Source organism: Micromonospora sp. DSM 43699, assembly GCF_055517075.1.
Window position 1 is genome coordinate 1 of the sequence record NZ_JBTMMT010000192.1, and the last position, 470, is coordinate 470.

The 470-nt window shown below is 71.5% G+C and carries 1 pseudogene; it reads left to right on the top strand.

From position 1 onward, the window contains the following. A pseudogene (locus AC0AIB_RS31190) lies at nucleotides 1–422 on the top strand (glutamine amidotransferase); the annotation flags it as partial. Nucleotides 423–470 lie beyond the last annotated feature (48 nt).

Below are 470 nucleotides of genomic sequence, written 5' to 3' on the forward strand. Positions count from 1 at the left end.
AGTTCGTCAACGACCTCGGCGAGCGCGAGCAGGGTCTCGGTCTGCTCGACGTGGTCTCCACCCGGGGCGAGGGCGCGCGGTGCGTCGGCGACGTACTGGCGGACATCGACCCGCAGCTGGCGCTGCCGCCGCTGACCGGGTTCGAGAACCACCAGGGCGTCACCCATCTCGGCCCGACGGCACGGCCGTTCGCGCGGGTCCAGCTCGGCCGGGGCAACGGCACCGGGGACGGCACGGAGGGCGCGTACAACGACACGGTCTTCGGGACGTACATGCACGGTCCGGTGATGGCCCGCAACCCGCAGATCGCCGATCTGCTGCTCAAGCTGGCCCTCGACGTGAACGCGCTGCCGCCCACCGACGACCGCTGGTACGAGGCGCTGCGCGCCGAGCGGATCACCTCGGCGACCCAGCCCGCCTGAGGCACTTTCCGCTCGCCTGAGCGGTGTCCGCCTGAGGTGTTTTCCGCT